Raw genomic sequence first — 26,075 nt, forward strand, 5'->3', positions numbered from 1 at the left:
GGCTGGGCCTCGGGCGCGTTACTCCGGTTGGCCTGCCATGTCGCCGGGGTGGGTACGGAGGACGGCTTGGGCGGCGAGGAGTGTGGTGGTCAGGGTCAGGGCGAGGGCCGCGGCGATGACCGTGGCGAGGATCCAGGGGGAGCCGCTCGGGATCACCGTGCCGAGGACGCTGAGGCTCAGGGGGGCCAGTGTCAGCGCCGCGACCATGGTGCCGAGCGCGATGCCCGCCAGGGCGATCAGGACGGCCTCGATCGTCATCATGTGGAGGACCTGGCGGCGGGTGGCTCCGACGAGGCGCAGCAGCATGAACTCGCGCCGGCGTTCGGAGGTCGCCAGGATCTGGGTGTTGACCAGGGAGATCAGCGCGTAGCCGACGACCACGCTGAGCACCAGGTAGGCCATCCACCCCTGGGTGTTGTCCTGGCCGCCGGTGAGGGTGGCATGTGCGGTCGTACGGAGGCCGGGGTGCTGTGCGGCGAGGGTCTTGGCCAGGCCGGCGCGGTCGGTTCCGGGGGTGGCGGTCACCATGATCTGCGGTACGAGGCCGGAGTCGGTGTGGCCGATGAGGGTGGCCGCCGGTACGAGCGCGGTCTCGTAGCCGCGGTCGCCGTCGAGGGTGGCGACCAGCTTGAGGCCGGTCCGGCCGCCGTCGCCGAGGCGCATGGGGACCGTGTCGCCGATCTCGTACTTGCCGGCGTATCTCGACGGCAGGGCGACGGTGGCGCCGTGCAGGGCGTCCAGGCTGCCGGTGGTTGCGCGGAACGCGGTGGTCTGTGCCGATCCTTCGGGGGTGATGCCGCGCAGTGACATCTCGGTGGGCTGGGCGGCTTCCGATTCCTCGTCGAGGGGCTCGGCCGGCGCGTCGGGTTCGATGTAGCCGAGGCTGGTGATCTGGGCGGTGGCCGCCGCGACCCCGGGGTGCTTCTTGATCGTGTCGACCATGGTGAGCGGCATGCCGCCGGTGGCCGAGGTGACGACCAGATCCGCCCGCAGGCTCTCCTCGAACGCCTTCTTCGCGCCTTCGGACTGGGTGGTCTGCATGTAGATCAGCCCGATGGCCAGGCCGGTGGCGAGCATGACCGGCATCATCGCGGCCACGAGCCGGGTCGTCCGCGCCTGGACGTTGCGGGTGGCGAGGTGGCCGGCGAGTCCGGACGTGGGGCGCAGCATGGTGGTGAAGGCCCTGATCGGCAGGGGGGCGAGCAGTCCGAAGCCGACCGTCCAGACGAGGGCCGCCGGGGTGGCCACGCCGCCCGCGTCGGGGCCGTCGGAGCCTGCGGTGCCGATGGCCAGGGCGGTGCCGCCGGCCAGGCAGAGCAGGCCGGTGATCAGGCGCACGATGCTGAACCGGCGCCGTACGGAGGTGTCGGCGAGTGCCTCCGTGGGGCGGGTACGGGCCGCGCCGTTCGACACGATGAACGCGGCGCCGATGGCGGTGAGCAGTGCGGTGCCGACTCCGACGATCAGCGGGAAGGGGCCGGAACGGAACGCGATGGCCTCCGGCACCACGCCGGCTCCGGCGAACGAGTCGAGCAGCCACCGGCCGAACCGGGGCCCGGGGTAGCAGGCGAGGGCGGTGGCGATCGCGGCGAGGACCATGGTCTCGCCGAGGATCAGCCGGCGCAGCTGTCCCGGAGTCGTCCCGATCGCCCGGAGCAGGGCCATCTCCCGCTGCCGCTGCTGGATCGACAGGCCCAGGGTGCCGGCCACGGCGAACACGGTGACCAGCATCGACAGGCCGCCGAAGGCCGCGGCGAGCGGGATCAGGTCGGAGCCGTCGGCGAGGATGCCGGGGTTCTCGGCCTGGCCGCGGTCATCGCCGGTGAGGACGGCGATGGGCTTTCCCGCGACCGCCTTCCGGATGGTCGCGGCGATCCGCGCGGTGTCGGTCGTGGTCAGGACGCCGATGGAGTCGATCTTTCCGGGACGGCCGGTGACCTGGCCGGCCTGCGCGTCGGAGAGGAAGACGTCGTTGCCGGCGCCGTCCGCGAGGCCGGTGATCTCGTACGTTCCGGTGGTTCCCCCGGCGAGGAGTTCGATCCGCGCGCCGGGACGCAGCCCGGCCTGCTCGGCGAGGCGCGTACCGAGGACGATCTGGCCGGGCCCGGCCGGCGCCGTACCTTCGGAGAGCCGGTACGGGGCGAGCCGGGCGGAGGACCAGCCGTGGCCGGTGACCTCGGTGCGGGCCAGGGTGGCGGGGAACGACACGTCCGGCAGCGTGGCGGTGACGCCGGGGATCGAGGCGAGTTCGGCGGTCAGCGCCGCGTCCAGGTGAACGCGTTCGGGGAACACCATTTCGCTCGCGGTGCCCAGGTAGCGCTGGTCGCCGGTGACCACGATCGGGGCGGCCGCGAGGCGCTGGGGCGGGGCGTCGTTGCGCAGGCCGGTCTCGAGCAGGCCGCCGCAGCCGACCACGATCAGGGCACCGAAGAACAGCGCGATGAACGAGGCGATGAAGCCGCCCTTGTGGAAGCGCAGGGTGCGCAGCGCGAGGCCGATCATCGGTTCCCTCCCTGCGCGGCCGGCGTGCGGCTCCAGGCGCCGAGGTTGGTCATCCGGTCGGCGACGAGACCGGCGGTGGGCCGGTCCAGCGAGTCGACGAGCCGGCCGTCGGCGAGGAACAGGACGCGGTCGGCGTGCGCGGCGGCCACCGGGTCGTGGGTGACCATCACGATCGTCTGCTCCGCCTGCTGGACCGCCTCGCGCAGCAGCGCCAGGACGTCGCGCGCGGTGGAGGTGTCGAGGGCACCGGTCGGTTCGTCGCCGAAGATCACGGCGGGCCGGGCGATCAGCGCCCGCGCGATGGCGACGCGCTGCTGCTGGCCGCCGGACAGCTCACCGGGACGGCTGCCCTGCCGTCCTTCGAGGCCGACCCGTTCCAGGACCTCGCGGACCGCCGCCTTGTCGGCGCGGCGTCCCGCGAGCCGCAGCGGCAGGGTCACGTTGTCCAGGACGGTCAGCGCGGGGAGCAGGTTGAACGCCTGGAAGATGAAACCGATCCGCTCCCGGCGGAGCTTGGTCAGCGCCCGTTCGCCCAGCGGGCCGAGGTCCGCGCCGTCAAGGTGGACGGTCCCCGACGTCGGCCGGTCGAGCCCGGCGGCGCACTGCAGGAAGGTGCTCTTGCCCGAACCGGACGGGCCCATTACCGCTGTGAACGTGCCGCGTTCCAAGCCGATGCTCACATCGTCAAGCGCGGTCACCGTGTTCCTGGACGTGCCATAGATCTTGCGTACGGATTCGAGCCGTACGACTTCCCGGGCATCAGAGCTGTTCATGCCCATGATCTTGTTAGCCGGGGCACCCCTGCCGACAGCCTCGGCCGGTTGAACCCGGCGTCCACCGATCGGTGGACACCCGGCCCGACCGGCGTCCAGCCGAAGCCCCTGCACCCGCGGCCGTCACCCCTGGGGCGGCGGGACCGTTGACGTTCCGTGGCCGTGCGAAGAGTGGGCAGACGCCAACTGTCAGGTAGGCCGAGAGTTCATGGGGCGGCCTTCCCCAGATCGATGTCGTCCTTGAGCTTGTTGCCCACGCTGTAGCCGAGGTGTCCGTCGCGCTGCATACGGCCGACGACGATGCCCGGAGCTATCCCGATCTCCATCGCGAAGAGCCGCACCTCGTCGAGTGACGCGAGTGACGACAGACGCGAGGCCTTCCTGGGCGGAATCAGAAGATCCCGCGCGAAACCGTCAGCCTCCAGCTCGGAGGGATCCTCGCGGTTCTGACTGTTCTCGATCCAGACGTCCTTCTTGCTGTGCTTGATGACGTGACCGAGCTCGTGGAAGAAGGTGAACCACAGCTGGTCGTTCTTCTTGTACCGGCCGCTGAGCATGACCATGGCCTTGTCCGGCGACAGCCACTTGGTCGCCCCGCAGGCGCGAGCTCCGGTGATCTCCGGGATCACCACGACCGCGATGCCGTTGGCCGCGCAGATGTCCCTGACAAGTCTGAAGAAGATCTCCGAAGGCTGCACGGTCAACTGCCTGAGCCGGGGCAGTGCGGCTTCGATGCCGGCCTTGCTGTAGGGCTCGCAGTGGACGTCCTGGGCCGCGAGCTCGCCCAGCCGTAGCCATGCGGCGACTGCGCCCGGCTCGGCCTTGAACGCCTTGGTCTGCCGGAAGTCCGCGGCAGGCGACTCGTACAGTTCCCGATAGGTTTCCAGATGCGCGACACCGAAGAACGTCAAGACCTGCTGGACGCGGCTGCCAGGGTCTTTGGGGGTGCTCGGTAGCACGCCTCGCTTGACGAGTTCCTTCACCGGGATCTCGTTCTGGACCCACGCCGCGAGTTCGGCGAAGTCCTGTCGCTGCCGCAGGCGGGTGACGGTGGTCTGGTAGTCGGCCTCCAGGCGATTCCACATCCGTGCCGACATGCCGGTCACCAGCTCCAGTCGGGCGGCCACGTCAGGGGAAAGGGGCACCAGCCCCTGGACGAGCTGGTTGACGTGCTTGGGAGTGAGGCCGAGGCGAGTTGCCAACTGCCGCTGCGTCATGCCCAGGTCGTCCAGAAACTCACGGATGGTCTCACCTGGCGGCACCGCGTAGTCCGGCTCGGCGGCCGGATACATTTCCTGGGTCGTCGCCATCGTCCTCACTCCTTCCCCAGTCCGGTCTGGTCAGCCACGGTGGTAGTCGATGATCTCAATGACCAGTGCGGCCGGGTCATCCGGGATGTCCTGCTCCTTTCTCTCCTCGGCGGTCATCAGCCGGAACACCAGGCGCATGCCTCCGTGGAGGCAGAAGGCGTAGCAGCCCTTGTACTCGCGTTCGAGCGGGTGGCACCGGCCTGGAGCATGCATGAGATCGTCAAGGCTCTGTGCCGCATCGAGGGCCCTGAGCCGCATCGCGATCTTCTTGGCGCAATCGGCACCGAACTTCTTGCGAAGGTCACGGTCGGATGCGCAGAGGTCACGTAGGGCAGGGTCGGCATACCGCACCTCCAATCGCGTTCCCCCCTCTGAGTATTAACCAATCAGGTAAACGCTGTCCCCCCGCGCCGGGAAAACTCTGCCACAGAACGGTCAAGATCACTTACTGGTGAGGGTGAAACGAGGGCCTTGTGCTGGGGTGATGCGCTCAAAACGCGACAAAGGGCCACTTCCGCTGGCCGAGACCGGTCATCGATTGCTAGCTACCTGTTACGTAATTGTCACTTTATGCAACAGGTCGGCCCTGCTCGCTTGCGGCCTTCAGGTACGCCCTTACGACCGCTGAAGCGCAGGGTGCGCAGCGCGAGGCCGATCATCGGCGCACGCTCTACGCGACCGGGCTCAGCCGAGGATGCCGCGGTCGTACGCGGTGGCCACGGCGGCGGCACGGTCCTTGACGCCGAGCTTGGCGTACAGGTGGGTGAGGTGGGTCTTGACGGTGGCCTCGCTGATGAAGAGCTCGGCGGCGATCTCGCGGTTGGACGTGCCGCGCGCGACGAGCCCGAGAACCTCGCGCTCGCGGGTGCTCAGGGTCTCGTTCCGGGGTCCCCGTACGCGCGAGACCAGGCGGGACGCGATGGCGGGCGACAGGACGGTACGGCCTTCGGCGGCGGCGCGGACGGCGTTGAACAGTTCCTCGCGCGGGGCGTCCTTGAGGAGGTAGCCGGTGGCGCCCGCCTCGATCGCGGGGATCGTGTCGGAGTCGGTGTCGTACGTGGTGAGCACGAGGACCTTGCAGGGCAGGCCGCGGCGGCCCAGCTCGGTGATGGCCTCGACTCCGCCGCCGCCCGGCATCCGGAGGTCCATCAGGATCACGTCCGGGAGCAGGTCGGCCGCCAGGGTGACGGCCTCGCGGCCGTCGGCGGCCTCGGCGAGGACGTCGAAGCCGGGGGTGGCGGCGAACATCCCGCGCAGGCCGTCCCGGACGACGGGGTGATCGTCGACGATCAGCAGGGTGATGTCAGGCATGGCGGATCAACGGTACGCGGGCGGAGACGGCGGTGCCCTGGCCGGGTTCGGACTCGATCTCCAGGGTGCCGGCGACGCGTTCGGCGCGCTCGCGCATGCCGGTCAGGCCGAAGCCCCGGGTGGGACGGCTGAAGCCGCGGCCGTCGTCGCGAATGTCCAGGGTCACTTCGTCGTCCATGTAGGAGAGGGTGACGCCGATGCGGCCGGCGCCGGCGTGCCGGGTGGCGTTGGCGAGGGCCTCCTGCGCGATGCGCAGCACCGCGGCCTCGATCTCGTCGTGCAGGGGTTCGGCCGTGCCGGTGATCGTGAGCTGGGCCCTGTCGCCGACGACCTTCTTGAGGGCGTCGGGCAGGCTGTCGTGCTCCAGGTGGCTGGGCGCGAGGTCCTGTACGGAGCGGCGGGCCTCGCGGAGGCTCTCGCGGGCGAGTTCGGTGGCCCGGCGGACGTGCGCGCTGTCCTCGGCGGCCTGGAGTTGGGTGATGACGCCCGCCAGGCCCTGGGCGATGGTGTCGTGGATCTCGGCGGCGAGCCTGCGGCGCTCGTCGTTGACCCCCGCCTCGCGGGCCTGGACGAGCAGTTGGGCGTGCAGGCCGGCGTTCTCGGCAAGGGCCTGCTCCAGCCGGGCGTTGGTGCGTTCGAGTTCGGCGATGGTCTCCGCGCGCTCCTCGGACAGCTCCATCTCGCGGAACGTGAGCGTGCCCATGATGTAGAGAAGCCCGCAGTTGAGCAGGAGCAGGGCGCCGAAGCCCGCCCACTGGACCGGGCCGGACGGCGGTAGCCCGCCGGACTGCGCGCCCGCCATGGTGATCGCGGTGATGAAGGCCCCGGGCAGGTACCAGCGACGCGAGAGGTGCTGTTGCCCGTCGAAGTAGCCGATCACGGCGTAGATGCAGAAGAACGGGTTGAGCCAGGTGAGGACGAACGCCAGCGTGGTGCGGGTCCAGTAGTAGACGTGCCCCGTGAGCGGGAGGAGTTGCAGGACCAGGGCGGCCACGACGAGCGGGACGGCCGCTCGCTGCTGGGTGGGAGTCATCATCACCGTGTCGCGGGTGATGACGACGAGGACGAGGCTCAGGGCCAGCAGGCCGTACGGCCCCCAGCGGAAGAACCGGTCCCATTGCTCCTCGATCGTCCTCACGGTGACAGTTTGCGTCATTGCCAGCGGAACCAGCGCGCGGCGGCCGCGATCAGGAGTACGGACCAGACCGCGGTGACGCCGAGATGCGTCCAGTCGGGCCAGCCGCCGTCGGCCGCCTGGGCGAGGGCCTGGGAGGCGGCACCGAACGGGAAGAACTCGACGATGTGCCGCAGCGTGTCGGGCATGGCCTGGACGGGCACCCAGACGCCCGCGACGAACATCATCGGGAAGAAGACGATCGTGCCGACCACGGTGGTGGCCTTGACGGTCGGGGCCACCGCGGCGATCGCCGCACCCAGCGCGAGCGCGCTGAGGGCGCCGAGGAGCAGCGCCAGCAGGTAACCGGGCAGGTGGCCGGGCAGTGCCACGTCGAAGGCGAGCCGGCCGATGGCGATGACCAGCAGCGCCGAGCCCAGGGCGGCGGCGAAGTGCAGGACGATCTGCGCGGCCAGCAGCGCGTGGGGCCGTACCGGGGTGGTGGACATGCGGCGCAGGATGCCGCGCTCGCGGTAGCCGGACAGCACGGGCGGCAGCGCCTGGAGCCCGGACATGATCATGGCGAGCAGCACGTTGACCGGGACGTACAGGTCGAGCACCCGCTTCCCGCCGAGATCGGCGGACGGCTCCCGGAACGAGGGGATCAGGCCGAAGATGACGAGCAGGATCGCGGGGAAGGCCACGATCCAGAACAGGCTGAACGGCTCGCGGCCGAAGAGGCGGAGTTCTGCCTTGAGGACGGCGGTGGACGCGGACACGTCAGTTCTCCCGTGCTTCGGTGAGTTCGAGGAAGGCGTCGTCCAGCGTGGAGTCGGTGACCCGCAGCTGGTGGGCGGTGATCTGGTGGCGGGCGAGCAGCGAGATGACCGCGTTGACGGTGGTGTCGGTGCCGTGGATGGTGAGGCGGCCGTTCCGGCGCTCGATCGTGGCCGCCTCGGGCAGTTCGGCCAGCTCGCCGTCGTCCAGCGGCCGGGACGGGTCGAACGAGATCACGGTGCCGCCGCCCGCGCTGCGGCGGATCAGCCCGGCGGGGGTGTCGAGGGCGGCGACGCGGCCCTCCTTGAACACCGCGAGCCGGTCGCAGAGCCGCTGGGCCTCCTCCATGAAATGGGTGACGAGCAGGACGGTGACACCGGAGTCGCGGACCTCCTCGATCAGCCGCCAGGTGTCGCGGCGGGCGCGCGGGTCCAGGCCGGTGGTCAGCTCGTCCAGGACGACGACCTTGGGCTTGCCGATGAGCGCGAGGGCGATGAAGAGGCGCTGCTTCTGGCCGCCGGACAGCTTGCCGAAGCGGGTGGTGAGCTTCTCCTCCAGGCCGAGACGTGCGACCAGTTCCCGCCAGTCGACCGGGTCGGGGTAGAAGGCGCTGTAGAGCTCCAGGGCCTCCCGTACGGTCAGCTTCTCCTGGAGTTCGCTCTCCTGGAGCTGCACGCCGAGGATGTGGGTGACCTTGTCGCGATCGGCGATGGGGTCGAGGCCGGCGACGCGGACGGTGCCGGTGTCGGGGACGCGGAGCCCTTCCACGCATTCGACGGTGGTCGTCTTCCCCGCGCCGTTCGGGCCGAGGATTCCGAAGATCTCGCCCTCCTCGACCGCGAACGCGACCCCGTCCACGACGGGGCGGCCCCCGTAGGCCTTGGTCAGGCCGTTGACTTCGATGATCGGCATGCATCGATGATCACTTCGGGCGGGGTTCCGGCACATCGCCCGAGGCGCTCGTCATCGCATCAGCCGATCGGTTGATGGCGCCGTACGACCACGGCGGCCGCACCGAGCGCCACCGGGAGGAGCAGGAAGGCGCCGCAGGACAGCAGGACGGCGCCGGTGAACGCGGTGGCCGTACGGGCGAGCGCGCGCTGGGGCAGCAGCCGTACGGCGGAGGCGACGCCAACGACCGTGACGGCGGCGAGGCAGGCGGCGGTGGCGCGCATCAGCGCGTCCAGGCCGAGACCGGTGACGACGACAGAGGCCCACAGCAGCGCGGTCAGGGTGGCCAGGAGCAGCAGGCTGCGCCGCTGGGTCGCGAACCATGCCGGAAGCGCCCCGTCCCGTCCCATGGCGGCGCCCAGGCGCGAGCCGCCGGCGATGTAGGTGTTGATCGCGACGAAGCTCAGCACGAGGGCCGCGACGGCGGTGACCGCGCGGGCCGCGGGGCCGAAACCCGTCTCCATGAGCAGGGCGAGCGGTACGGGAGAGGTGGCGGCGCGGTCGCCGAGCACGCCGGTGACGGTGACGGCCAGCGCGAGGTAGAGCGTTCCGACGATCAGCAGGGTGAGGACCGTCGCCCTGGGCAGCAGGCGCCGGGGGTCGGCGAACTCGGCGGACAGATGGCTGGCGGCCTCCCAGCCGGCGAACGCGAAGAACAGCACGCCCGCCGCGTGGACGACACCGAGGCCGCCCTGCGGGGCGAAGGGCGTGAAGCTCGCCGTCTGGACGTGCGGCGCGGCGGCGGTGATCGCGACGACCAGCAGGACCGTCAGCCCGCCGACCAGGACCAGCTGGATCCGCCCCGACAGGCGCAGCCCGTGGTGGTTGGCCGCGAAACCGCCTGCCAGCAGCGCGAAGGCGATGGCGGCGGCGCCGTACCGGCCGAGGCCCAGGGCGTCGGCGACGTAGTCCCCGCCGATGAGCGCGCCCGCCAGCACCCCGAGCGGGACGGCCGCGTAGAACCACCAGCCCACCGCCGCCGAGACGCGCGGCCCGAACGCGCGCGCCGCGAACGTGGCGACGCCGCCGCCGTCCGGGAAGCGCGCGCCGAGCGCGGCGAACGTGAGCGCGACCGGGACGCTCAGGGCCAGCAGCGCCGCCCACGCCACGATCGCGGCCGGTCCGGCGGCCGCGGCGGCCAGATGGGGAAGGGCCAGCACGCCGGGCCCGAGGACGGCGCCGGTGAACAGCGCCGTCCCCTGGCCCAGGCCCAGCCGGTGCTCGGGAACGGTCGGTTTCGAGGTCGTGACGGTCATACGTACGAAAGCTAGGCATTCGTACGCCGGGGACCGCTCCCGATCGACCGTTTGATCAGAACCGGCGCGATAATCCGCTCATGGACGAACTAGATACGGAGATCGTGCGGCTTCTCCAAACGGATGCCCGGCAGTCCAACCGCGAACTGGCCCGGCAGCTCGGCGTGGCGCCGTCCACCTGCCTGGAACGGGTCCGCGCCCTGTCCCGGCGCGGCGTCATCCGCGGCTACCACGCCGACATCAACCTCGCCGACCTCAACCGCGGCGTCCAGGGCCTGGTCTCGCTCCAGATCAGGCCGCTGAACCGGACGGTGATCAACACGTTCAAGGACGACGTGTCCACGATGCCGGAGGTGCTCAGCGTGTTCGTGGTGGCGGGCGGCGACGATCTCGTCCTGCACGTGGCCGTCCAGGACCTCGACCATCTGCACGCCTTCCTGCTCGACCGGCTCAGCAAGCGCAAGGAGATCGCCGGCTTCCGCACCTCGGTGATCTTCCAGCACGTGCACAACACCGCCCCCTCGCGGCTGGAGGGCTAGGGCGAGTCTTGCCAGATGCGGCTGTCGAGGTCGGTGCCGCGGATGACCTGGACGCGCCACGGTTTCAGGCGCAGCACCTGGAACTTCGGATCGTCCGGGCCCTTCCAGAAGGAGCCGGGATCGTACCCGGCGCCGGGTGGGGAGCCCTTGACGTACAGGTCCCACACGTGGCGCTTGATGTCGGGCTCATCGGTCCATTCGGCGACGGTGTCGACGGACACCGCGTTCTGGCGCGGGTTCCAGTAGGAGAACGTGGTGTGCGGGTTGGCGGCCAGATGCGCCGCCTTCACCGGGGTCTTGTACGTGGCGAGCCATCCCAGCGGGCGGCCGTCCTCGATCTCCCAGACCGGGATCAGGACGCGTGCGCGCGGACGGCCCTTGGGGTCCACGGTCGTCATCGTCGCGTAGTTGATGCTGCCGACATAGGACTCGAACGCGGCGCGGATCTCGGTGAAGTCCTGGACCTTCGTGGTCATCGGAGTGCTCCCGTCAGTTCCGGCGTGGTCTCGGTGGGGGTCTTGCTCGTACGGCGCGTACGGAAGCCGGACGCGATGGCGAGCGCGCCGAGGGTGGAGGCGACGACCGGGACGAGCAGTGCCGTCCGGATGGAGTCGTAGCCGTCGCCGGGCGCGGCGACCTTGACGGCCGTCACGGCGGAGATCCCGAACGCGGCGCCGAACTGGAACGCCGTGTTGAGCAGGCCGCCGGCCAGGCCCTGCTCGTGCTCGGCGATCCCGTCGGTGGCGGCGATCGTGATCGGGCCGTACGCCAGCGCGAACGACAGCCCGATCAGCAGCATGGTCGGGAACATCGCCGCGTAGACGGTGTCCTGGCCGATCGGAAGGAAGAGGAGGTAGCCGGCCGCGGCCAGGGCGAAGCCACCGAAGATCACCCGGCTCGTCCCGTACCGCTGGACCAGGCGCGGGGTGACGGTCGGGGCCACGATCACGTCGATGCCCAGGACCAGCAGCGCCAGGCCGGTCTGCACGGTCGTCCAGCCGCGCAGTTCCTGCAGGTAGAGGGTGGCGAGGAACTGGAACCCGAAGAAGCCCGCGGTCAGCATGAAGGCACCGGCGTTCGCCCGTACGAGCCCGCCCGAACGCAGCACGCCGAGCCGGACCAGCGGCGCGGACGATCGGCGCTCGATGACCACGAAGGCCGCGAGGAGGGCGAGCCCGGCGGTGAACGCGGCGGCCGTCAGGAGCGGGCCCCGGTCAGGGTGCTCCAGCCGTACGACGCCGTAGACCAGCAGCAGCATCGCGCCGGTGACGCTGATCGTCCCGGCGAGGTCGAAGCTCCGCGCGGAACGTTCCGGAACGCCGCCGTCCTTGATCAGCGGGATCGCGGCCAGCAGGATCAGCAGCGCCAGCACGACCGGGGCGAAGAAGACCAGCCGCCAGTTGATCGCGGTCAGCAGGCCGCCGATGACCAGGCCGAGGGTGAAGCCGGCCGCGCCGGTGGCACCGTAGATGATCAGTGCCTTCTCGCGCTGCGCGCCCGCGGCGAAGCCGGTGGTGATCAGCGACAGTCCGGCGGGGGTCATGAACGCGGCGGCCACGCCGGTGATGAACCGCGCGGTCAGCAGCATCCAGCCCTCGGTGGCGAAGCCGCCCAGGCCCGAGAAGACCAGGAAGACCGTCAGCCAGAACAGGAACATCCGGCGCCGTCCCAGCAGGTCGGCGGCGCGTCCGCCGAGCAGCATGAAGCCGCCGTAGCCGAGCACGTAGGCGCTCACCACCCCGCTGAGCATCCCGGTGGACAGCCCGAGGTCGGCCCGGATGGACGGCAGCGCCACGTTCAGCATGGCGATGTCGATGCCCTCCAGGAAGATCGCACCGCACAGGACGAGCAGGACGCCCCGGGCGCGCCCGTCCATCCGGGCCAGGCCGCCGGGCGGGGAGGGGGATGTGGACATCGGGGGCGTCTCCTCTCGGCCCACCGGTTCCGTATGGGCCTGTCAGTTCCTTCTTGTAACTGACTGCATCATGGGGCACCATCGGTGAGCATGGAAGACGGAACATTCGAGTCACCCGGTAACCGCGGGGATACCGTGGCCGGGTTCGATGTCAAGAACTGGGACGTCCGGGAGGACTGCGAGGTCCGGCAGATCCTCGACCGGGTCGCCGACAAGTGGTCGCTGCTGGTCATCGCGCTGCTCGACCAGCGCCGCCTTCGCTTCACGGAGCTGCGCCGGGAGATCGACGGGATCTCCCAGCGCATGCTCTCCCGTACGCTGCGCCACCTCGAGCGCGACGGGCTGGTGAAGCGGACGGTCCATCCGGTGGTGCCGCCGCGGGTGGACTACGAGCTCACCCCGCTCGGCGCGAGCCTGCACTCCACCATCAAGGCCCTGGTCACCTGGACCGAGGAGCACCAGCCCCAGATCGCGGCGGCCCGTACCGACTACGACGTCCGCGTCGCGGCCGAGACCGGCTCGGACACCGGCGCTGAGGCCACCGGCGTGGAGGCCACCGGGGCAGGGGCTCCGGCGCGCTCCGGCTGAACGGGCTCCGGCTCCGGCGCCGCCGGCTTGTCGCGGCGCGGCAGCAACAGGGCCGGGAGCAGGGACAGCGCCATCAGCGCGACGGCCCACACGTAGGTGTGCTGGAACGCCTCGGCCAGTCCGGGAGCGATCGCGGCGCGGGCGTCCGCGCTGAGCCGCTGCAGCGCCTGGAGACCGCCCTCGGCCGCCAGCGGGACGCGCGAGGCCATCGCCCCCGACAGCAGGACCGACGCGATCGCCATGCCCACCGCGCCCATCGTGGTGTTGATCAGGTTGATGGTCGTGCTGGCCGCCGGTGCCTGGTCCTTGGACATCCGCCGGGTCGCGGCCGTCATCAGCGGCATCATCGTCGAGCCGCCGCCCGCGCCCATCAGCAGCAGCGCGCCGGCCAGGCCCCAGTACGAGCCGTCCGCGCTCAGCTGGTACGCGAACAGCCCGAACCCGGAGGCGCCGATCGTGATGCTCACCGGCACGGTACGTCCGGGAGTGAACTTGTCGGCCAGCCAGCCGGCGAACTGCATCATCGTCCCGGACGCCAGCGCCATCGGGATGCCGAGGACGCCCGCCATCGTCGCGGTCTCGCCCCGCACCACCTGGAAGTACAGCGGCAGCAGCAGCATCGAGCCGAAGTAGCCGGTCGCGAACAGCGCCATCGTGCCGGTCGCGGCGGCGAACGAGCGGTCCCGGAACGGCCGCAGGTCCAGCAGCGGATCGCGGACGGTCAGCGCCCGTCCGACGAAAGCCGCGATCAGCGCGAGGCCACCCAGGATCGGGACCAGCACCGCGGCCGAGCCGAACTCGCCGCGCTCCCCACCGGCGGTCACGCCGTAGATCAGGGCGGCCAGGCCGGGCGAGAGCATCAGCATGCCCGGCACGTCCAGCCGCTTGGGGCTCCGGGCGGCGTCGGCCGGGAACATCCGGGACGCCAGCACCAGCACCAGGGCCCCGATCGGCAGGTTGATGAAGAACATCCACCGCCACGAGACCGCGTCGATCAGCCAGCCGCCCAGCACCGGCCCCGCCAGCGGGCCGACCAGGATGGCCAGGCCCAGCGTGCTCATCAGCCGGCCCAGCCGGTCGGGTTCGGCGGCGCGGATCAGGATCGTCATGCCGACCGGCATGATCAGCCCGCCCGCCAGGCCCTGCAGCACCCGGAACGCGATCAGCGTCTCGATGTTCCAGGCCAGCCCGGCCAGCAGCGAGCCCGCCGCGAACAGCGCGATCGCCGACAGGTACAGCCGCTTGGCACCGAACCGGCCGATCGCCCAGGCCGAGACGGGGATGACCGCGCCCAGCGCGAGCGAGTACCCCGTGGCCACCCACTGGATCGTCGCCAGCGGGGCGTCGAAGTCACCGGCCAGGCTGGCCAGGGCGACGTTCACCACGGTCATGTCGAGTGTGGCCATGATCCCGCCCAGCACGAGCACCAGAGCGATCGTCATGGCACTCCGAGCGGGCGGGGTACCGGTCTCCTCTGCCTTCATGGTCTTTCTCCTTAGAGGGAGCCTGCGGCCAGGGGCGCCTGCGCCGCGGGTGTGTCAGATGCCGTACGGGCGCACCGTGCGGGCGGCCCGCAGCGCCTGCCCCCACCAGCTGAGCTGGTCGAGCATGGTCTTGGCCGCGGAGTTGGCGGCCGCGGGGTCCAGGTGCCGGCCGTCCTCGCCGAACTGGCCCCAGGGGTTGTGGAAGCTGACCGTGTCGCGGACGGTCACCGCGTGCAGCTCGGCGAAGACCGGCCGCAGGTGCTCCACCGCCCGCTGGCCGCCGGCCATCCCGCCGTACGAGACGAACGCGACGGGCTTGGCCTGCCACTGCGTGAAGTGGCAGTCGATGAAGTTCTTCAGCGTGCCGGGGAAGCTGTGGTTGTACTCGGGCGTGATGACGACGAACGCGTCGGCCCGGTCCAGCGTCTCCGTGGCGGCGGCGAGGTCCGCGTCCGCGCCCAGGCTCGACGGCACGTCGAAGGCGACGAGGTCGATGACGTCCGGCCGGACGCCGTCGTGCTGCGCGGCCTGCTCGACGAACCAGTCCGCCACGGTCGGCGCGAACCGCCCGTTCCGGGTGCTGCCGACGATGACGGCCACGCGCAGATGGTTCTCGTTCATGTCCTTGCTCCCTTGTCGATCGCTTGACGGCAACGTTAGAAATTCCGCCACCGGCGGGCATCCGTCACGTGACCGGCATCGATGACCGGCTGCGCACCAGCCTCGAACCTCAACAAAGGTTGATGTCAAGTCGAATCTCAGGAGGGGGCTCGGATCCCGGCTACTTCACGGGATTCGCGATCAGCCTTCCGCGGCGAGCTGCCATGAGGGCTCGCATCGTTCCAGTGCTCGGGGGCGTGCGGGGAAGTCCGCCCACACCTCGGTGCCGTTCCATGCCTGGTCGACGCCCCAGCCGAGCGACAGGGCCTCCACCAGCCGGAGTCCCCGGCCGTCCTCGCCGCACCCCTCGGCGACGTGCGGCTTGCCGTTCGCGCCGCCGTCATCGATCACCTTGAGCCGGAGCACCTCGCGCCCCGTCTCTCGCCCCACTTCGAGGACGACCGCGACCTTCCCGTCGCGGCCCGAGGCGGTGTGCTCGCACGCGTTCGCGATCAGCTCGTCCACGCAGAGCTCGATGTCGCCCAGCACGTCGCGTTCCAGGCCGAGATGCGTGCCCGCCATCAGCCGGACGAACGCGCGGGCCTCGGGAGCCGAGCGGGTGACGCCCGGCAGGCTGATCGTCCCCAGCGTTCTCACGCCTCCGACCTCCCGGTGACCGGCGGTGTGCGGAACCGGCTATCACGTCGCGTCATCGGCTCACTCCCTCCGGTAAGCAGGATGAAGTGCCAGGTGAGCGCGCACAATCGCCGCACGCGACAAGGTGCGGGCGGAAATTTGGGATCTGGACAAAGTTCGCAATCCCAACGAACATCCAGGATCGGATCCGTCCGGGCGGAGGGTCGCGGGAACAACGGGCCCCGGGACGTGGTTACATGAGATGGCCGGTGTGCTTGGGTGTCCCCGGGCCTCACCTATAGCCTTCGCGGAATACCGTTCGGCTGGAGCCGCGTTGTGCATCTCGCCGAGAGGCGACCCCACACATCGGTACAGACCACGACCCCGTCAGGCCCAGCGCCTGGCGGGGTCTGGTCGTCTTCCCCGTGCAAGATCGCCTTCCGCGCGCTGATCGCCTTCCGCGCGATGGCAGACTTCCGGGCATGAGTCTCGCGGCGCATCTGGAGAAGCTCGGCCTGCCGCTGGTCGAGGAGCAGCTGAAGCATCCGACCGTGGCCGGCATCGCCCGCGGCGATCTGGACGAGGCGGTCTTCCGCTCCTGGCTGGAACAGGACTACCTCTACCTGCTCGACTACGTGCGCGTCTTCTCCCGGCTGGCCTGGCAGGCCCCGGCGGCGCATCTGGGCGACCTCGTCGACCTCGCGCACGCGACGTACCACGAGGAGATGGCGCTGCACCGGTCGCTGTCGGCCGAGTTCGGCGCCGATTTCGACAAGGCCGTGAAGGGTCCCGCGTGCGCCGCGTACACCCGCTTCCTGCTCGACAGCGCCGCCTCGTACGGCGAGGGCCTGGCCGCGCTCTACCCCTGCATGTGGGGGTATTCGACGCTCGGCGCGCGGCTCGCCGAGAACCCGCCCACCGAACCGCGCTACCGGCGCTGGGTCGACACCTACTCCGATCCCGCCTTCGCCGAGCTGACCCGCCGGATCGCCCAGATGATCGACGAGGCGGCCCCGGACCGCGCGACGGCCGAGCGGCTCTTCCTAGAAGGCATGCGCCACGAGGTCGCCTTCTGGACCGTCCCGCTCTGATCAGCGGCCTGCCGTCTGGAGGCTGGGGTAGTCGGTGTAGCCCTCGGCTCCGCCGCCGTACACCTGGTGCAGGACGCTTGGGCTGAGCGAGGCGCCGGAGGCGAAGCGGGCGGGCAGGTCGGGGTTGGAGATGAACAGCCGGCCGTACGAGAAGAGGTCCGCCAGGCCCGCCGACAGGACCTCCTCGCCCGCGCGCTGCGAGCTGGGCTCCGGGCCGTTGAAGTTGGCGATCAGGGCGCCGGGCCAGAGCGGCCGCAGGTCGGCCAGCGCCTCGTACGCGCCGCGTTCGAGCACGTGCAGGTAGGCGAGGCCGAGCGGGGCCAGGGTCTGGACGAGGGTCCGGTACGTGGACCTCGGGTCCGACTCGGCGATCTCGTTCTCGGGGTTGCCGGGGGAGATCCGCAGGCCCGTGCGTTCCGGGCCGACCTCGGCCGCCACGGCCTCGACGACCTCGATCGCGAAGCGCGGCAGGTCGCCGAACCGGTCGGTACGGCGGTTGGTGCCGTCGGCCAGGAACTGCTGGATCAGGTAGCCGTTCGCGCCGTGGATCTCGACCCCGTCGAACCCGGCCCTGATCGCGTTGCGGGCGGCGGTGGCGAACGCGGCGATCGTCTCCTCGGCCTCGGCGGTCGTCAGGGCTCGCGGCGTGACGTGGTCGACCATGCCGTCGCGGGTGAAGATCTGCTCGGACGAGATCCGTACCGGCGAGGGCGCCACCGGGAGCCGGCCGCCCAGCGTGACCGGGTGCGTCATGCGCCCGACATGCCAGAGCTGGGCGAAGACCCGTCCGCCGGCGGCGTGCACGGCCCCGGTCACCGCACGCCAGCCCTCCGCCTGCTCATCGGTGACCAGGCCGGGGATGCCGGGGCCGCCCTTGCCGAGTTCGGTGGTCCAGATCCCCTCGGTGACGATCAGGCCGGCACTGGCGCGCTGGGCGTAGTACTCGCTGGTCAGCGGGTTCGGTACGGCGGTGACGTCGTCGGCTCTGCCGCGCGTCATGGGCGCCATCACGATCCGGTTGGGCAGCTTCAGGTGGTCACTCTCGTACGGGCGCAGGAGCGGGCTGTCGGCGTTCGGCATGGCGGTGCCTTTCTGGGACGGGCGATGACCGGCGGGCGAGGCGGCGTCGCACGGCATGGGCGGCGCCTGTCGCGGAGGGACGGTGATCAGCGGGCGAGGGCGGTCACTTCGACCTCGATCAGCCAGTCGGGCTGGGCCAGGCCCTTGACCTCCAGGAGCGTGTCGGCCGGGTAGGGCTCGCTCAGGAACTCCCCGCGCAACCGGATGACGCCGTCGAGATGCGCGGCCATGTCGGTGACGAAGATCCCGACCTTGACGACGTCGTCCAGCCCAGCGCCCGCCTCGGCCAGGACGCGCCGTACGTTCGCGAACGCCTGCCGGCCCTGCTCGAGGAAGTCGGCCGAGACGGTCCGGCCCTGCTCGTCGATCCCGGCCTGGCCGGACACGTAGATCACGCCGTTGGCCTCGATCGCCTGGGAGATCCGGTACGGCTCGTACCAGTCGGGGGTGGTCGCGATGCGGCGCATGGTCGCCTCCTGAAAGTGGATGTATGTACCTGCATTATTTGTAGGTGCATGCAGATGTTGGCAGTGCATATAGTCTGCTGTCAACCAGGGAGGGCGTTATGGCGACGGACACGGAGGTCTGGGGACAGATCGTGACGCTGCACGCGCGGGTCGTCCACGAACTGGCCCCGGTGATGCAGCGGCGGCACGGCATCGGCCTGTCCGCGTACTGGGCGCTCTGCCGGCTCGCGGAGGCCGAGGACGGCGAGCTGCGGATGCAGGAACTGGCCGATCTCATCGGCCTCGACCAGAGCTCGGTCAGCCGGCTGGTGGCGCGGCTGGCGGTGGACGGCCTCACCGAGCGCACGCACTGCCCCAAGGACCGCCGCGGCGTCTACACGGTGATCACCGAGGAGGGGCGGGCCGTCCAGGCGAAGGCCCGCGCCACGTACGAGGCCACCCTCACCGAGGCCCTCGACGCCGCCGCCGCCGACGAACGCCTCGGTCCGGCCATCGCCTCCCTGCGCGGCTGACCCCCGTTCTGCCGGGGACCGGGCGGCCGGGCGGGCCGAGCGATCTTGTTTTTCAGTTCATTACCCAATGTGATGAATTGGCTACGACTTCGGGGATAGAGTCCCTCCGTGGTGACGACGCGCGTGCGACTGCTGTGGCCGGTGTTACTGGCCGCGCTCATGCTCCTGGCCGGGCTCACCGGAACGAGCCGCGGCCCCGAAGCGGTGCTGCGCGCGGTGAGCGGCTGGGAGCCGGAACGCGGCGAGCCGGGCACGACCCGTTCCGAGACCGGAGCGGGCCGCAGCGACCCCTGCCCCGCCACCTGGCCCCGCTTTCTGGGCCGGACGCTGGAATGCTCCGACACCTGATCGCCGAAACGGCGCCCCACGCTCGCGCGCGGGACGCCGTTGACGGGACGGAGGATCAGCGGGTTGCCGGTACGGCCTCCTTCGGCTTCACCGGGGCGGGAGCCGCGCCGGCGCCGGCCGCGGTGAGCGGCTTGAAGCGGCGCAGGCGCAGGCTGTTGCCGACGACGAAGACCGAGGAGAAGGCCATCGCCCCTCCGGCGATCATGGGGTTGAGCAGGCCGGTCGCGGCCAGCGGCAGGGCACCGACGTTGTAGGCGAAGGCCCAGAACAGGTTGCCCTTGATCGTACGGAGCGTGCGGCGCGACAGCCGGATGGCGTCGGCCGCGGCCCGCAGGTCACCGCTGACCAGGGTCAGGTCGGAGGCCTCGATCGCCACGTCGGTACCGGTGCCCATCGCCAGGCCCAGATCGGCCTGGGCGAGCGCGGCGGCGTCGTTGACGCCGTCGCCGACCATCGCGACCGTACGGCCCTCGTCCTGCAGCCGCTTGATCACCTCGACCTTGCCGGCGGGCAGGACCTCGGCGATGACCTCCTCGATCCCGACCGAGTCGGCGACCGTGCGGGCCACCGCCTCGCTGTCGCCGGTGAGCAGCACGGGCCGCAGGCCCAGCTTGCGCAGCCGGGCGATCGCCTCGGCCGAGGTCGGCTTGACCTGGTCGGCGACCGTGATCACGGCCTTGGCCTCGCCGTCCACCCCGACCGCGACCGCGGTGTGGCCGCGGGCCTGGGCGTCGGTCATGGCCCGTTCCAGCTCGGGCGTCAGGTGCTGCGACCACTCGGCCAGCAGCTGCGGACGGCCGACCAGCACGCCGCGCCCGTCCACCAGACCCTGGACGCCGAGCCCCTCGACATTGGCGAAGTCCTCGACCGTGCCCAGCTCACCGGCCCGCTCGACCGCTCCGGCCGCGATGGCCTGGGCGATCGGGTGCTCGGAGGCGTTCTCCAGTGCCCCGGCCAGCTTCAGCACCTCGGCGGCGTCCACGCCCTCGGCGGTGATGACGTCGATCATGGCCATCTTGCCGGTGGTGACGGTACCGGTCTTGTCCAGCACGACGGTGTCGATGGCGTGCGTGGACTCCAGCACCTCCGGGCCCTTGATCAGGATGCCCAGCTGGGCGCCGCGCCCCGTACCGACCATGAGCGCGGTCGGCGTGGCCAGCCCCAGCGCGCACGGGCAGGCGATGATCAGTACCGCGACCGCGGCGGTGAACGCGGCGGCCAGGCCGTTGCCGGTTCCGATCCAGAAGCCCAGCGTGCCGACGGCGATCGCGATCACGATCGGGACGAAGATCCCGGAGATCCGGTCGGCCAGCCGCTGCACCTTGGCCTTGCCGTTCTGGGCGTCCTCCACCAGCCGCGCCATCTGCGCCAGCTGGGTGTCGGACCCGACCCGCGTGGCGCGGATCAGCAGCCGCCCGCCGGCGTTCACGGTGGCACCGGTGACGGTGTCGCCCGGGGCGACCTCCACCGGGACCGACTCGCCGGTCAGCAGCGAGGCGTCGACCGCGGACGAGCCCTCCTCGACGACCCCGTCGGTGGCGATCTTCTCGCCGGGACGGACGATGAACACATCGCCGGCCGCCAGGTCCTCGACCGCGATCCGCTCCTCGCGGCCGTCCCGAAGGACCGACACCTCCTTGGCGCCCAGCTCCAGCAGGGACCGCAGCGCGGCCCCGGCCCGGCGCTTGGAGCGCTGCTCGAAGTACCGTCCGGCCAGGATGAACGCGATCACTCCGGCGGCGGCCTCCAGGTAGATGTTCATCGAACCGTCGGTCCGGGTCATCGAGAACTCGAACCCGTGCTTCATTCCCGGCTCGCCGGCCGTACCGAAGAACAGCGCCCACAGCGACCAGCCGAACGCGGCCAGCGTGCCCACCGACACCAGCGTGTCCATGGTCGCGGCGCCGTGCCGCAGGTTGGTCCAGGCGGCCTTGTGGAACGGCCACCCCGCGTACACCACCACCGGCGCCGCCAGCGTCAGCGACAGCCACTGCCACGACTCGAACTGCCAGGCCGGGACCATCGCCATCGCGATCACCGGTACGGCCAGCACGATCGAGGTGATCAGCCGCTGCCGCAGCGATGTCAGCCCGTCGTCCTCGGCGGTCGCGCCGTCCCCGCCGCTCTCGCTCTCGGGCGGCGCGGGGGGCTCGGCGGTGTAGCCGGCCTTCTCGACCTGCGCGATCAGTTCCTCGAGGGCGATTCCCTCGGGGTACTCGACCCGCGCCTTCTCGGTCGCGTAGTTGACCGTCGCGGTCACACCTTCGAGCTTGTTCAGCCGCTTCTCGACCCGGGCCGCGCACGAAGCGCACGTCATCCCGCCGATAGCCAGCTCGATCCGCTCGGACGTGGCGTCCGTGCTCATCGCTTCCTCCTCCGTCAGTGCCGCAGGTCAGTGGTCGTGGTCGTCGTCGTGCCCGGGCTCGGCGCCCGGCTCGGCCGGTGCGGGAACGGTGCCCGTCCCCGCGGTCGCGGTGAACTCGGCCGTACGGACCTTGCCCTCATGCTGGAAGTCCAGGTAGAGGCGGTACGCACCCGAGCTGGGCACCTCGGCGAAGAAGGTGACCCCGGGGCCCGGCTTGGTCTTGCCGTCGCCCGGCTCTCCATCCGGGTGAACGTGCAGGTAGGCCATGTCCCGATCGCGCAGGGCGACCAGGTGCCCGTACGCCTCGAGGTACGGCTCCAGATCCGTGACCGGCTTGCCGTCCTTGCTCACCGACAGGGTCAGCTTGCTCGACTTGCCCGGCACGAGCGCCCCGTCCAGCCGGACCTCGTACCCGTCGACCTTCGCGACCTGTACGGGCTTCGGCAGCGGCTCGGGGTCGTAGTCGCCGGGGGCCGTGACGTCCGTCCCCAGCGTGAGCTGTTCCTTCGTGTCGTTCGGCTGGACGTCGGTGTAGAACCGGTAGGCGCCCGCCTCGGGCAGCGTCAGCGGGACCGTCCAGACCCCGCCACCGGCCTCGGTCGGGTGCAGGTGCTGGAAGCCGGACAGGTCGCGCCGCGCCACGATCAGGTGCAGCTTCTTGCCGTGCAGCGGCTGGTACCTGGTGACCGGCTTGCCGTCCGGCCCGTTCACGGTGAACCGGAAGTCGGTCTTCTTGCCCTTCTTCACCACAGTGGTCTCGGGGCTGAGTGTGTAGCCGTCCTGGGAGACCTGAAGGCCACCTGGAATCGGCGCCTCCTTGGCCGCCTCCTGCTTTCCGGTATCGCCGCCGTGGCCGTGGCCCTGCTCCGCCTGGGCGGTGGCGCCGGTGGGGCCGGCGATGTTGCCGACACCCACGGCGCTACCGAAGACGGCGGCCAGGCCCAGGGCGAACCCGCCCAGCTTGGTCGCGGTGTTCATCTCATGCCTTCAGTTCGTATCCGGCCTCTTCGACGGCGGCCCGGACCTGGGCGTCGTCGAGAGGGGCCGCGCTGGTCACGGTCACCTGGCCGGTCGCGAGGTCCACGTCCACGGCGGACACCCCCGTGACCTGGCCGACCTCCTCCTTGACGGAGTTGACGCAGTGCCCGCAGGTCATCCCGGCGACGGTGTAGGTGGCGGTGCTCATGTTCGCTCCTCTGGGTGATCTTTACCCCTGGGGGGTATCCGACGCCTTCATGCTGGCACAAGGTCGCGAACGCTGCAACCCCTACCCCCTAGGGGTTATTTCGCGACGCCGATCACACCCCGTGGCGAACGCCCTCCGCGAGCGGTTCCGGGCGTTCGTTGCCGAGAAGTTATCCACATGCACCGCAGAGTGGCCGTGGACGATCTTCATAGACTTTTGTCCGGTTATATGCACTTCCGTCCAGCGAAAGTGTCGAACACCCGGCGTCCAGCGCCGTCGCCCACAGGGTTTTCCACAGCTTTCCACAGGGGTGTGGAAAGCCCGTACGCGACACCCAGAACGCGCTGGAACCCGGCGTCCGTCAGGGCCCGAGAGCGGGCAGCACCGCCCGATAAGAGGACAGGATCAGCTCGTCGACGAGGGCTGGTGGCGGCCGCCGGTCCAGCAAATGACGCCGGACGGCACCGTAGGGGACGTCCACCACGGCGAAGACCAGCCGTTCGCGGTCGACGCGATGTGCCTCGGCGAAGGCGTCCAACGAGGTCGACACTCGGGCATTGGCGTCGTCCAGGTCCTCGCCGAGCTCGTCGGGCCACCGTACGGCCACGTCCTCGCGACGGCGCAGGAGCAGCATCGCCGCCTCAGCGGGACGCGAGCGGCACCAGCGCGGCGTATGCAGCGCGGCTGTCTCGCCGTCTCCGGCCTCCAGAGCCGCCACGAACCCCTGCTGGAATCCCCGTACGGCGCGCAGCCACAAGGTGGCGATCAGCAGGTCCCGGGAGCCGAACCGGTGGTAGATGGAGCCGGTCGGAGCGCCGAGCCGGCCGGCGATCGCGGTCATCGTCGCGGCACCGGGCCCGCTCTCGGCGGCGATCTCCAGCGCGGCATCGAGCACCTGGCCCTGCGTGAACTTGGCGGGTCTTCCCATCGAGAACCTTCCACTGGTATTAGTGGGTACATTCTAGAATAGGTTCGCTAATAGGAGGGGCCATGCGTACCGCGTCCGAGGTCGTCCAAGGCTTCTACACCGCCGCCCAAGCCGCCGACGGCGCCGCGATCCTGGCGCTGCTCCATCCGGACTTCGAGGCCCGTACCGCTCCCGGTATGCCCTGCGGAGCCGGCGGCGCCTTCCGAGGCCCGCAGGAGTCACTCATCCGCGTCTGGGGCGCGGTCTTCGCCGACTTCGACACCGCCCCGTACGACGAGACCTGGCAGCGGACCACCGACGACACCGTCGTCGTGACCGGGCACTATCGCGGTACGGCCCGTGCGACCGGCCGCGCGTACGAGGCGGAGTTCGTCCACCTGTGGCGGGTCGCCGACGGGCGGATCTCCTGGCTGCACCAGTACACCGACACCGCCCGCTGGCACGAGGCCCTGACCCCGGCAGCCTCCTGACCCCGGCGACCCCCGGAACCAGGTACCACCCGCCTGATCGAGGCAGGCGCACCGCTCCTGCTGACGGGTCGCCGAGCTTCCGGTTCCCACCGTGCGGGCGTTTCTCAGCCTGAGGAATCGACGGCGAGCAGGGTGGTGGCCGTCTGCACGAAGAGGACGCCGTCCCCGGGCAGGAGGCGAGGCGGTTCCTCGGTGACGCCTTCGCCCCACTCGCGCTCGACCGACTCCCCGGGCGGCTCGTCCGCCGTGAACGTCCAGGCGTCCGCCCCGGTCATGGCGTCGCAGGCGAGCACGGACCCGTCCCGAGTGAGGGTGTGGACGAGCCCGTCCGAGACGACCGGCGCCCCCACCGGCAAGCCGCTGATCGGGCGCGTCCACACCACTTCCGACCGGGTGACGTCGACCGCGTGGAGTTCGACCCGTTCGACGGGCTCATCGGCCTCGAACGCGGTGATGTACTCCCCGGCCCCGCCGGCCTGAGCCGTCACGACGAACACCAGGTCTCCCATCGCGGCCACGGCACAGCACGGGACACCCATCCGGGCAGGCCCAACCACCTGGGAGAACGCGATCTCACCGGAGTCCGGCCGGTATCCCACCAGCTCGCAGCGGCACCATTCCTCCTCGTCCTCCCACGAGGAGGGCCTGCCGGCCGTCACCCATGCCAGGCCGTGCGCGATGACCGGATGGAACGGGGGAATCGAGAACGGGTCGTCCTCATCGGCACCGGATTCCACCGACCAGATGGTTCGCCCGGTGGAGGCGTCGAAGCCGTGCAGCCCGCCGGCGGCGGAGTTGCCCTCCCATACGTCCGCGGCGACGATCACGTCGCCGGCCACGGCCACCGGCGCGTGGAGCACCTCCTTGCCGGTACTGAAGAGCAGGGACGCGGTCGCCAGATCCGCCGCGCCCAGCACCGAACCGTCCTGGAACAGCAGGAACTCGCCCGCCGCCTGGACCGGCCTCCCGCCGACATCGCCGAACGCCTCGTCCGCGATCCGCCCGGTCAGCCGGTCGTGCGGCCACAGGTCGCCACCGCTGTCCACGAACACGCACCGTTCGGTCGCGACGATTCCGGCCGCCGCCTCATCGTGCCGATGACGCCAGAGTTCGTTCCCGGACGCGGCGTCCAGCGCGTACAGCACGCCCTCGGCGTCCGTGACCAGCACCATGTCACCGGCGGCCACCGGGCCCAGTGTCAGAGCCGTGCCCGCATCGAACCGCCATCGCACCTGCGGCTTCGTCATCCGCCGTCCTCCCGTGCGCTCGGCAGGTCGTCGAGCCAGCGAGTGAGGCGGTTCCCCTCGCGGGTCATGATTTCCGGGTCGCGCAGCGCGTTGGCCAGCAGTGACATGCCCTGGTACGCCCCGACGAACGTGATCGCGAGGTCGTCGGGGTCGGGCAGGCCCAGCTCGCGGAACTGGCGTTCCACCCAATCCAGCAGCAACCGGATGACCTTGCCGACCTCCAGGTCGAGGCCTCCGTCGTCCCGCTTGTCGAGTTCGACCGCCAGGGAACCGGTGGGGCAGCCGTAGCGGGCTGCGGTCTCGCGCTGCCCAACCCACGCGCCGACCATGGCCTTGAGGCGGTCGAGGGGGTCGGGGAGCTTGTCGAGTTCGCCGGTGAATTCGGCGAGGCCGCCGGCGTGCTCGGCCAGTGCGGCCTGGACCAGCTCGTCCTTGGTCTTGAAGTAGTAGTACACGTTCCCGACGGGGACGTCGGCGGCCTGGGCGATGTCGGCGATGGTGGTGCGCTCCACGCCCTGCCGATGCAGGACCTGCGCGGCCGCGGCCATCAAGCGCCGCCGCTTGTCGGCTCCCCGGGCTCGGGGCTTGGGTGAGTTGGTCACCTGACTGACTATAGACACGGTGC

The 26,075-nt window shown here is 70.7% G+C and carries 28 protein-coding genes; 6 read left to right on the forward strand and 22 right to left on the reverse strand.

The annotated features are described in order from the left end of the window. Nucleotides 1-18: 18 nt before the first annotated feature. The 9 genes from ACH34Q_RS43085 to ACH34Q_RS43125 form a co-directional block, all read right to left on the reverse strand. Nucleotides 19-2,502 (reverse strand): ABC transporter permease, encoded by a 2,484-nt coding sequence (locus ACH34Q_RS43085; protein WP_395989015.1) that lies wholly within the window; start codon nucleotides 2,500-2,502, stop codon nucleotides 19-21. Next, nucleotides 2,499-3,275: an ABC transporter ATP-binding protein gene (locus ACH34Q_RS43090; RefSeq protein ID WP_395989016.1), complete on the reverse strand. Its 777-nt coding sequence runs from the start codon at nucleotides 3,273-3,275 to the stop codon at nucleotides 2,499-2,501. The genes ACH34Q_RS43085 and ACH34Q_RS43090 overlap by 4 nt, the downstream gene beginning before the upstream one ends. Before the next feature lie 206 nt (nucleotides 3,276-3,481). Further along, nucleotides 3,482-4,585 (reverse strand): HigA family addiction module antitoxin, encoded by a 1,104-nt coding sequence (locus ACH34Q_RS43095; protein WP_395989017.1) that lies wholly within the window; start codon nucleotides 4,583-4,585, stop codon nucleotides 3,482-3,484. A gap of 30 nt (nucleotides 4,586-4,615) precedes the next feature. Continuing rightward, entirely contained in the window at nucleotides 4,616-4,942 is a 327-nt protein-coding gene (locus ACH34Q_RS43100) for a type II toxin-antitoxin system RelE/ParE family toxin (RefSeq protein WP_395989018.1), read from the reverse strand. A 327-nt stretch (nucleotides 4,943-5,269) separates the two neighbouring features. After that, nucleotides 5,270-5,896 carry a response regulator gene (locus tag ACH34Q_RS43105; protein ID WP_395989019.1) on the reverse strand — a complete coding sequence of 209 codons (627 nt, stop codon included), beginning with the start codon at nucleotides 5,894-5,896 and terminating at the stop codon, nucleotides 5,270-5,272. Then, nucleotides 5,889-7,034 carry a sensor histidine kinase gene (locus ACH34Q_RS43110; RefSeq protein ID WP_395989020.1) on the reverse strand — a complete coding sequence of 382 codons (1,146 nt, stop codon included), beginning with the start codon at nucleotides 7,032-7,034 and terminating at the stop codon, nucleotides 5,889-5,891. The genes ACH34Q_RS43105 and ACH34Q_RS43110 overlap by 8 nt, the downstream gene beginning before the upstream one ends. A gap of 14 nt (nucleotides 7,035-7,048) precedes the next feature. After that, nucleotides 7,049-7,789: an ABC transporter permease gene (locus ACH34Q_RS43115; RefSeq protein WP_395989021.1), complete on the reverse strand. Its 741-nt coding sequence runs from the start codon at nucleotides 7,787-7,789 to the stop codon at nucleotides 7,049-7,051. Between the two features lies 1 nt (nucleotide 7,790). Then, the gene (locus ACH34Q_RS43120; protein ID WP_395989023.1) at nucleotides 7,791-8,699 is read right to left on the reverse strand and encodes an ATP-binding cassette domain-containing protein; all 909 of its coding nucleotides are present in this window, start codon (nucleotides 8,697-8,699) and stop codon (nucleotides 7,791-7,793) included. Between the two features lie 59 nt (nucleotides 8,700-8,758). Next, nucleotides 8,759-9,994 (reverse strand): APC family permease, encoded by a 1,236-nt coding sequence (locus ACH34Q_RS43125; RefSeq protein ID WP_395989024.1) that lies wholly within the window; start codon nucleotides 9,992-9,994, stop codon nucleotides 8,759-8,761. Between the two features lie 80 nt (nucleotides 9,995-10,074). Here ACH34Q_RS43125 and ACH34Q_RS43130 point away from each other — a divergent pair, with 80 nt between their 5' ends. Continuing rightward, nucleotides 10,075-10,533 carry an Lrp/AsnC family transcriptional regulator gene (locus ACH34Q_RS43130; RefSeq protein ID WP_395989025.1) on the forward strand — a complete coding sequence of 153 codons (459 nt, stop codon included), beginning with the start codon at nucleotides 10,075-10,077 and terminating at the stop codon, nucleotides 10,531-10,533. Here ACH34Q_RS43130 and ACH34Q_RS43135 read toward each other — a convergent pair. Both ACH34Q_RS43135 and ACH34Q_RS43140 read right to left on the reverse strand, forming a co-directional pair. Next, a complete protein-coding gene (locus tag ACH34Q_RS43135; RefSeq protein ID WP_395989027.1) occupies nucleotides 10,530-11,009 on the reverse strand; it encodes a pyridoxamine 5'-phosphate oxidase family protein in 480 nt (159 codons plus the stop codon). The two genes, ACH34Q_RS43130 and ACH34Q_RS43135, sit on opposite strands and share 4 nt — an antisense overlap. Then, nucleotides 11,006-12,448 (reverse strand): MFS transporter, encoded by a 1,443-nt coding sequence (locus ACH34Q_RS43140; RefSeq protein ID WP_395989028.1) that lies wholly within the window; start codon nucleotides 12,446-12,448, stop codon nucleotides 11,006-11,008. The genes ACH34Q_RS43135 and ACH34Q_RS43140 overlap by 4 nt, the downstream gene beginning before the upstream one ends. Nucleotides 12,449-12,583: 135 nt before the next feature. Between ACH34Q_RS43140 and ACH34Q_RS43145 the strand changes: the two genes are divergently transcribed. Next, entirely contained in the window at nucleotides 12,584-13,036 is a 453-nt protein-coding gene (locus tag ACH34Q_RS43145) for a winged helix-turn-helix transcriptional regulator (protein WP_395989029.1), read from the forward strand. Here ACH34Q_RS43145 and ACH34Q_RS43150 read toward each other — a convergent pair. From ACH34Q_RS43150 to ACH34Q_RS43160, 3 genes are all read right to left on the reverse strand, one after another. Beyond that, nucleotides 12,937-14,520 carry a DHA2 family efflux MFS transporter permease subunit gene (locus ACH34Q_RS43150; protein ID WP_395989030.1) on the reverse strand — a complete coding sequence of 528 codons (1,584 nt, stop codon included), beginning with the start codon at nucleotides 14,518-14,520 and terminating at the stop codon, nucleotides 12,937-12,939. The two genes, ACH34Q_RS43145 and ACH34Q_RS43150, sit on opposite strands and share 100 nt — an antisense overlap. 54 nt (nucleotides 14,521-14,574) lie before the next feature. Beyond that, complete coding sequence (locus tag ACH34Q_RS43155; RefSeq protein ID WP_395989031.1) at nucleotides 14,575-15,141, reverse strand: NADPH-dependent FMN reductase; 567 nt, start codon at nucleotides 15,139-15,141, stop codon at nucleotides 14,575-14,577. 180 nt (nucleotides 15,142-15,321) lie between these two features. Further along, nucleotides 15,322-15,777, reverse strand: coding sequence for an ATP-binding protein (locus tag ACH34Q_RS43160; protein WP_395989032.1), 456 nt, complete (start codon nucleotides 15,775-15,777; stop codon nucleotides 15,322-15,324). A gap of 461 nt (nucleotides 15,778-16,238) precedes the next feature. On the opposite strand from ACH34Q_RS43160, the gene ACH34Q_RS43165 reads away from it, so the two are divergent. Then, complete coding sequence (locus ACH34Q_RS43165; protein ID WP_395989033.1) at nucleotides 16,239-16,847, forward strand: TenA family protein; 609 nt, start codon at nucleotides 16,239-16,241, stop codon at nucleotides 16,845-16,847. Here the strand turns inward: ACH34Q_RS43165 and ACH34Q_RS43170 are convergent, their stop codons facing one another. Both ACH34Q_RS43170 and ACH34Q_RS43175 read right to left on the reverse strand, forming a co-directional pair. Then, nucleotides 16,848-17,927, reverse strand: a complete 1,080-nt coding sequence (locus ACH34Q_RS43170; protein ID WP_395989034.1) for an alkene reductase — start codon at nucleotides 17,925-17,927, stop codon at nucleotides 16,848-16,850. It lies immediately after the preceding gene. A gap of 86 nt (nucleotides 17,928-18,013) precedes the next feature. Beyond that, on the reverse strand, nucleotides 18,014-18,394 hold the full coding sequence (locus ACH34Q_RS43175; protein ID WP_395989035.1) for a RidA family protein: 381 nt from the start codon (nucleotides 18,392-18,394) through the stop codon (nucleotides 18,014-18,016). A gap of 98 nt (nucleotides 18,395-18,492) precedes the next feature. Between ACH34Q_RS43175 and ACH34Q_RS43180 the strand changes: the two genes are divergently transcribed. Both ACH34Q_RS43180 and ACH34Q_RS43185 read left to right on the forward strand, forming a co-directional pair. Further along, on the forward strand, nucleotides 18,493-18,906 hold the full coding sequence (locus ACH34Q_RS43180) for a MarR family winged helix-turn-helix transcriptional regulator (RefSeq protein ID WP_395989036.1): 414 nt from the start codon (nucleotides 18,493-18,495) through the stop codon (nucleotides 18,904-18,906). A gap of 108 nt (nucleotides 18,907-19,014) precedes the next feature. Continuing rightward, the gene (locus ACH34Q_RS43185) at nucleotides 19,015-19,254 is read left to right on the forward strand and encodes a hypothetical protein (protein WP_395989037.1); all 240 of its coding nucleotides are present in this window, start codon (nucleotides 19,015-19,017) and stop codon (nucleotides 19,252-19,254) included. Nucleotides 19,255-19,309: 55 nt separating this feature from the next. Here ACH34Q_RS43185 and ACH34Q_RS43190 read toward each other — a convergent pair whose 3' ends face one another. The 4 genes from ACH34Q_RS43190 to ACH34Q_RS43205 all read right to left on the reverse strand — a co-directional run bounded on the left by ACH34Q_RS43190 (nucleotide 19,310) and on the right by ACH34Q_RS43205 (nucleotide 23,733). Further along, nucleotides 19,310-21,619, reverse strand: coding sequence for a heavy metal translocating P-type ATPase (locus tag ACH34Q_RS43190; protein ID WP_395989038.1), 2,310 nt, complete (start codon nucleotides 21,617-21,619; stop codon nucleotides 19,310-19,312). A gap of 27 nt (nucleotides 21,620-21,646) precedes the next feature. Next, the gene (locus tag ACH34Q_RS43195; RefSeq protein ID WP_395989039.1) at nucleotides 21,647-22,597 is read right to left on the reverse strand and encodes a hypothetical protein; all 951 of its coding nucleotides are present in this window, start codon (nucleotides 22,595-22,597) and stop codon (nucleotides 21,647-21,649) included. 1 nt (nucleotide 22,598) lies between these two features. Continuing rightward, complete coding sequence (locus ACH34Q_RS43200) at nucleotides 22,599-22,805, reverse strand: heavy-metal-associated domain-containing protein (RefSeq protein ID WP_395989040.1); 207 nt, start codon at nucleotides 22,803-22,805, stop codon at nucleotides 22,599-22,601. Between the two features lie 361 nt (nucleotides 22,806-23,166). Then, complete coding sequence (locus ACH34Q_RS43205) at nucleotides 23,167-23,733, reverse strand: TetR/AcrR family transcriptional regulator (RefSeq protein WP_395989041.1); 567 nt, start codon at nucleotides 23,731-23,733, stop codon at nucleotides 23,167-23,169. Between the two features lie 62 nt (nucleotides 23,734-23,795). Here ACH34Q_RS43205 and ACH34Q_RS43210 point away from each other — a divergent pair, with 62 nt between their 5' ends. Further along, a complete protein-coding gene (locus ACH34Q_RS43210; RefSeq protein WP_395989042.1) occupies nucleotides 23,796-24,203 on the forward strand; it encodes a nuclear transport factor 2 family protein in 408 nt (135 codons plus the stop codon). Nucleotides 24,204-24,307: 104 nt separating this feature from the next. On the opposite strand, the gene ACH34Q_RS43215 is transcribed toward ACH34Q_RS43210, so the two are convergent. Both ACH34Q_RS43215 and ACH34Q_RS43220 read right to left on the reverse strand, forming a co-directional pair. Then, nucleotides 24,308-25,450 (reverse strand): PQQ-binding-like beta-propeller repeat protein, encoded by a 1,143-nt coding sequence (locus tag ACH34Q_RS43215; RefSeq protein WP_395989043.1) that lies wholly within the window; start codon nucleotides 25,448-25,450, stop codon nucleotides 24,308-24,310. After that, nucleotides 25,447-26,052: a TetR/AcrR family transcriptional regulator gene (locus ACH34Q_RS43220; RefSeq protein ID WP_395989044.1), complete on the reverse strand. Its 606-nt coding sequence runs from the start codon at nucleotides 26,050-26,052 to the stop codon at nucleotides 25,447-25,449. Before ACH34Q_RS43220 ends, ACH34Q_RS43215 begins: the two co-directional genes overlap by 4 nt. Between the last annotated feature and the right edge of the window lie 23 nt (nucleotides 26,053-26,075).

The organism is Actinomadura sp. 9N407 (assembly GCF_044326315.1).
Taxonomy (GTDB): Bacteria; Actinomycetota; Actinomycetes; order Streptosporangiales; family Streptosporangiaceae; genus Spirillospora.

Coding starts and splice junctions, on each gene's coding strand:
- ACH34Q_RS43205 (WP_395989041.1), bottom strand. CDS start 23,733: ATGGGAAGACCCGCCAAGTTCACGCAGGGCCAGGTGCTCGATGCCGCG.
- ACH34Q_RS43200 (WP_395989040.1), bottom strand. CDS start 22,805: ATGAGCACCGCCACCTACACCGTCGCCGGGATGACCTGCGGGCACTGC.
- ACH34Q_RS43140 (WP_395989028.1), bottom strand. CDS start 12,448: ATGTCCACATCCCCCTCCCCGCCCGGCGGCCTGGCCCGGATGGACGGG.
- ACH34Q_RS43180 (WP_395989036.1), top strand. CDS start 18,493: ATGGCGACGGACACGGAGGTCTGGGGACAGATCGTGACGCTGCACGCG.
- ACH34Q_RS43125 (WP_395989024.1), bottom strand. CDS start 9,994: ATGACCGTCACGACCTCGAAACCGACCGTTCCCGAGCACCGGCTGGGC.
- ACH34Q_RS43095 (WP_395989017.1), bottom strand. CDS start 4,585: ATGGCGACGACCCAGGAAATGTATCCGGCCGCCGAGCCGGACTACGCG.
- ACH34Q_RS43210 (WP_395989042.1), top strand. CDS start 23,796: ATGCGTACCGCGTCCGAGGTCGTCCAAGGCTTCTACACCGCCGCCCAA.
- ACH34Q_RS43120 (WP_395989023.1), bottom strand. CDS start 8,699: ATGCCGATCATCGAAGTCAACGGCCTGACCAAGGCCTACGGGGGCCGC.
- ACH34Q_RS43130 (WP_395989025.1), top strand. CDS start 10,075: ATGGACGAACTAGATACGGAGATCGTGCGGCTTCTCCAAACGGATGCC.
- ACH34Q_RS43155 (WP_395989031.1), bottom strand. CDS start 15,141: ATGAACGAGAACCATCTGCGCGTGGCCGTCATCGTCGGCAGCACCCGG.
- ACH34Q_RS43105 (WP_395989019.1), bottom strand. CDS start 5,896: ATGCCTGACATCACCCTGCTGATCGTCGACGATCACCCCGTCGTCCGG.
- ACH34Q_RS43195 (WP_395989039.1), bottom strand. CDS start 22,597: ATGAACACCGCGACCAAGCTGGGCGGGTTCGCCCTGGGCCTGGCCGCC.
- ACH34Q_RS43215 (WP_395989043.1), bottom strand. CDS start 25,450: ATGACGAAGCCGCAGGTGCGATGGCGGTTCGATGCGGGCACGGCTCTG.
- ACH34Q_RS43085 (WP_395989015.1), bottom strand. CDS start 2,502: ATGATCGGCCTCGCGCTGCGCACCCTGCGCTTCCACAAGGGCGGCTTC.
- ACH34Q_RS43175 (WP_395989035.1), bottom strand. CDS start 18,394: ATGCGCCGCATCGCGACCACCCCCGACTGGTACGAGCCGTACCGGATC.
- ACH34Q_RS43150 (WP_395989030.1), bottom strand. CDS start 14,520: ATGAAGGCAGAGGAGACCGGTACCCCGCCCGCTCGGAGTGCCATGACG.
- ACH34Q_RS43165 (WP_395989033.1), top strand. CDS start 16,239: ATGAGTCTCGCGGCGCATCTGGAGAAGCTCGGCCTGCCGCTGGTCGAG.
- ACH34Q_RS43170 (WP_395989034.1), bottom strand. CDS start 17,927: ATGCCGAACGCCGACAGCCCGCTCCTGCGCCCGTACGAGAGTGACCAC.
- ACH34Q_RS43090 (WP_395989016.1), bottom strand. CDS start 3,275: ATGAACAGCTCTGATGCCCGGGAAGTCGTACGGCTCGAATCCGTACGC.
- ACH34Q_RS43190 (WP_395989038.1), bottom strand. CDS start 21,619: ATGAGCACGGACGCCACGTCCGAGCGGATCGAGCTGGCTATCGGCGGG.
- ACH34Q_RS43135 (WP_395989027.1), bottom strand. CDS start 11,009: ATGACCACGAAGGTCCAGGACTTCACCGAGATCCGCGCCGCGTTCGAG.